Genomic DNA, 4,189 nt, shown 5'->3' with positions numbered 1-4,189 from the left:
GTGCGGAACGTGATCGAGTAGCGCAGGTCCTTGACCGGTGGGATGCTGTGCTGCCAGGCGGAGCGGGCAGGACCCGACAGCAGGTAGGCCGAGCGGGGCGGAAGCTCGAGGTCGAAGACCGACCGCGTCTGTCCTCGTACCCGCCGGAATCGCAGCCGGCAAGGTGCCGCCAGCGAGACGCCGACGACCTTCGCCCCGAACATCGGTGCGTCGCGGTGCCAGCCGATCGTCGCGCCGGGCGGGTACCTCGACACCAGGATCTGCGCGAAGTCGGCGGGGCCCACATCGGCGAACGCGCCGGCCCTGTCCCGTAGCCATCCCAGCTCCGGTGGCAGCGGTTCGGTCGGGCGCAGCCGCCACGTCTCGTACTCGTACGCGTACCCGAAATGTCGCACGGTCCGTCGCGCCGTCTGTCCGCGCATCCGGATCTCGTCGAACTGCATCTCCGCGACCACCGCCAGGGCGCGACGCTCCTCGTCCTCGTCGAGGAAGTCGCGTTGGGACACCAGCCCCTCGGGCTGCTCCTCGACGGTGCATCGACGTGTCACCAGTCGACGGTAGCCACTGGCGGTCCGAGGGCTGCACGACGAACCACCGCCGAACTCTGGCCGGGGTCGATGGGGGGGTTCCGGTCCGTGAACACCCCGGGGATCCCCGCCACAGTCGAGGAAGACCCGCGACAAGGACGACCATGGCCGAGAACGACGTCATCGACCTGATCCGAGACGACCACGAGGAGATCCGCACGCTGTTCGCGCAGATCGACAAGGCGCCGGCGAACGAGCGTGACGAACTTTTCGGCCGGTTGGTTCACGAACTCGCCCGCCATGAAGCCACCGAGGAGGCATTGGTGCACCCCACCTTGCGCGACGAGGTGCCCCAGGGTGAGCCGGTCGCGACCTCCATCCTCAACGAGGAGGAGGAAGCCGAACGGCTGTTGGCGGACATGGAGAAGATGGACCCCGAGGGCGCCGACTTCCTCGACGCCTTCCGTCGGCTACGCGACATGGTCCTGAGCCACGCCGAGCACGAGGAACGCGAGGAGCACCCGCAGCTGCGCTCGCAGCTCAGCGGCCAGCGACTCCACGAGATGGCGGAGGGCTTCCGCCGGATCAAGGAGCAGGCACCCACGCACCCACACCCGAAGACGCCGCAGACGCCCGAGGTGCGCCTGAGCATCGGACCGATCGCCGGCGTCTTCGACCGCGCCCGCGACGCCGCCAAAAACGCGATGTCCTAGTACCCGTACCGACACGTCTGATGCGCTGACGTCAGGCCGACGTCCAGGGGGCGAGCACGTCGACGGGGAGGACCGGCCGGAACAGGCGGTCGTGCAGCGCCAGGGCGTACCGATCGGTCATCCCCGACACGTAGTCGATCACCTGGGTGACCGGGTCGGCTCCGGTGTCGCGGTACGACGACGGCATCTCGCCGGGGTGCTGCAGGTGGTAGTCGACGAGCTGGCGGATGATCGTGGTGGCGGCCTGCTTCTTCCGGGCGGTCTCCTCGGCCCGGTAGACCCGCTCGAACAGGAACGCTCGCAGCTCGTGCATCACCTCCAGCGCCCCCGGGTCCATCGCGACCGTCCCGGTCGCCAGGCTCTCCTCGAGGACCGCGTCGATCATCGCCCCGATCCACTGGCTGCCGGGCTCACCGAAGCAGCGGCGGGCGCCGGCCGGTAGATCCTCGCGGTGCAGCACGCCGGCGCGCATCGCGTCCAGCGCGTCGTGCGAGAGGTAGGCGATCCGGTCGGCGAAGCGCACCACCTCCCCCTCGCAGGTCGCCGGCGGGGGCTCGACCCGCCACGAGTGCGCCCGGACCCCGTCGAGCACCTCAGCGGTCAGGTTCAGGTCCTCCAGAACCGACAGGATCCGCACGCTCTGCGCCGCGTGGTGCCAGCCGCCGTCCACGTACGGGGCCAGCGCCTCCTCGCCGGTGTGTCCGAACGGGGTGTGACCGACGTCGTGGCCCAGGGCGATCGCCTCGGCCAGCGGCTCGTTCAACCCCAGTCCGCTGGCGAGCGAACGGGCGACCTGGCTGACCTGGAGCGTATGGGTCAGCCGGGTGACCACGTGGTCCCCCTCGGGGTTGAGGAACACCTGCGTCTTGTGTTTGAGGCGGCGGAACGCCTTGGAGTACAGGATCCGGTCGCGATCCCGCTCGAAGCAGGTGCGCAAGGGGTCCTCCGGCTCGTGGCGGACCCGACCGCGCGAGGCTGTGGAGCGGGTCGCGGCGGGTGCCAGCCGTTCCTCTTCACGTTCTCGCTGGGTGCGGTCTCGCCGCAGGAACGCCTCACCCATGCTCACCACCTGCTCGCGGGGCGCGATCGTAGGGGCCGGGTGTCACAGCCGGTCGCGTAGCACCGGGCAGGTCATGCACCGCGGGCCGCCCCGCCCGCGCGGCAGCTCGTTGGACGGGATGCGGTGCACGGTGATCCCGGCGTCCTCCAGGATCGCGTTGGTGGCGGCGTTGCGTTCGTAGGCCACGACCTCACCGGGAGCGACCGCCAGGACGTTGTTGGCGTCGTTCCACTGTTCGCGTTCGGCCTGCACGCTGCCGAACTCCGGTTCGATGCCGCGGACCTGATCGAGGTCGGCCGCCCACGCCAGCTCGTCCAGGAGGTCGCCGCCGGGACGGACGTCGAGCAGGCCGTCGCGGGGCGTGATCCGCAGGCACCGGACCTGCGCTCGTATCTGCGGGTACAGGATGAACGCGTCGCGGTCGACCATGGTCACGACCGTGTCCAGGTGCATGGTGGTGCGCGCCTTGGGCAGGTCCACCACGACGATGCGTTCGACGACGTCGGCTTCGAACAGGCGGGCGGCCAGCATCTCGACGCCCGACGCGGTGCTGCGCTCCGACAACCCGATCGCCAGGCCCCGGTCGGCAACGACGAGGACGTCGCCGCCCTCCACCGTGGCGGGGAAGTACTCGACCGGCTCGGCGCCGAACCAGATCGAGGCGTCAGCGAACCGCGGGTGGGCGCTATAGATCAGCCGGAGCAGGTCCGCTTCGCGCCGCCGCACCAGGCGGTTCATCGGCGAGATCACGACCCCGTCGCCGATCCACGCCGACGAGTCGCGTGTGAACACCGCGTTGGGCAGCGGCGGCACCAACAGCTCGAACGGCTGCTGGACGCTGGCCACGAGGCTGTCCCGATCGGCCCGAACGGCGACCTCCCCCAGCGTGACCCCGCCGATGAGGTGGCGGACGAGCTGGTCTGGCGGCAGGTCCAGCAGGTAGCCGCGGACCCGTGCGGCCAGCGCCGGGCCGCACGTCATGTCGGTGACGTGCGCGGCGACGACCTGCCCGGCCAGCTCCCGATCGGCGAGCACCTCAGCCAGCAGCTCACCGAGGACCAGCACTTCTGCCCCGGCCTGGCGGAGGATCGAGGTGAACTGGCGGTGCTCGTCGCGGGCCCGGTCGACCCAGATCAGCTCGTCGAACAGGAGCTCATCCATGGTGTCGGGTGTGACCCGGGCGAGCTCGAAGTCGGGGCGGTGCACGAGAACCGACCGCAGGCGTCCCACCTCGGAACGGACCCCGACGGTCGTCACCGGGTCAGCCCAGCGGCAGTGCCTGGCCGACGTCGCCGCCCAGCCCCCACGTCTCGGGACGTGCGCGGTGCGGTCCGGCCGACCGGATCGCCTCCTCGACCTCGACCAGGACCGTGTCCGAGACGGCCGCCGCCCCGCCGGCCACGACGGCGTGGACAAGGGCGTCGGCGTGTTCCTCCAGCCAGGCGCGAGTCGCCGATCCGTGCGCCAACGTGCCGGCGGGCACGAGCAGGAACGCCGCGTCGCGCTGGTCGGCGGCAGCGCCGGCCCCTAGAGCGTCCGGCCAGTTGTCGCCGGTGGCCAGCACCACCTCGAGCCCCTTGCTGTCGGAGTTGGGATCGGCGGGCTCTTCCGCCCAGCGGCGGAGCAGGTCGTCGGCCGCGAGCTGGGCGGTGTGGTACCGGGTCACCCCCGCGAAACGCTCGAGGGTGGCGTCACCGGCGACGCGGACGGCCTCGGCGGCGACCTGTTCGGTGACCGCTTTCCGCCCACCGAACACGGTGACGGTCTTGGCCCACGCGCCGGGCTCGGCGCGGTCGCCGGCGGGGCGGTGGCTCAGCGCCCGGCGGGTGGGCTCGGGCAGGCTGTCTTGCTGGACGAGCAGGACGGGCAGGTCCTCGGCGGCGCCGAAC

Annotated in this window: 5 protein-coding genes; 1 reads left to right on the top strand and 4 read right to left on the bottom strand. The window is 71.2% G+C overall.

Annotated features, from left to right (window positions below; genetic code table 11):
- Positions 1 to 548 (bottom strand): alpha-ketoglutarate-dependent dioxygenase AlkB (locus M3N57_01540; protein MDP9021388.1); only part of this gene is annotated, 548 nt, incomplete at its 3' end.
- 143 nt (positions 549 to 691) lie between these two features.
- On the opposite strand from M3N57_01540, the gene M3N57_01535 reads away from it, so the two are divergent.
- Positions 692 to 1,240 (top strand): hemerythrin domain-containing protein, encoded by a 549-nt coding sequence (locus tag M3N57_01535; GenBank protein MDP9021387.1) that lies wholly within the window; start codon positions 692 to 694, stop codon positions 1,238 to 1,240.
- A gap of 31 nt (positions 1,241 to 1,271) precedes the next feature.
- On the opposite strand, the gene M3N57_01530 is transcribed toward M3N57_01535, so the two are convergent.
- The 3 genes from M3N57_01530 to M3N57_01520 form a co-directional block, all read right to left on the bottom strand.
- Positions 1,272 to 2,300 carry an HD domain-containing protein gene (locus tag M3N57_01530; protein ID MDP9021386.1) on the bottom strand — a complete coding sequence of 343 codons (1,029 nt, stop codon included), beginning with the start codon at positions 2,298 to 2,300 and terminating at the stop codon, positions 1,272 to 1,274.
- A 42-nt stretch (positions 2,301 to 2,342) separates the two neighbouring features.
- Complete coding sequence (locus M3N57_01525; protein MDP9021385.1) at positions 2,343 to 3,557, bottom strand: arginine deiminase; 1,215 nt, start codon at positions 3,555 to 3,557, stop codon at positions 2,343 to 2,345.
- Positions 3,558 to 3,561: 4 nt separating this feature from the next.
- Positions 3,562 to 4,189 (bottom strand): cell wall-binding repeat-containing protein (locus M3N57_01520; GenBank protein MDP9021384.1); only part of this gene is annotated, 628 nt, incomplete at its 5' end.

Source organism: Actinomycetota bacterium, from assembly GCA_030776725.1.
In the GTDB taxonomy this organism is placed as follows: domain Bacteria; phylum Actinomycetota; class Nitriliruptoria; order Nitriliruptorales; family JAHWKO01; genus JAHWKW01.
The sequence above is the reverse complement of the archived record's forward strand: the minus strand, read 5'-3'. Positions and strand labels throughout refer to the sequence as shown.

Coding starts and splice junctions, on each gene's coding strand:
- M3N57_01535 (MDP9021387.1), top strand. CDS start 692: ATGGCCGAGAACGACGTCATCGACCTGATCCGAGACGACCACGAGGAG.
- M3N57_01530 (MDP9021386.1), bottom strand. CDS start 2,300: ATGGGTGAGGCGTTCCTGCGGCGAGACCGCACCCAGCGAGAACGTGAA.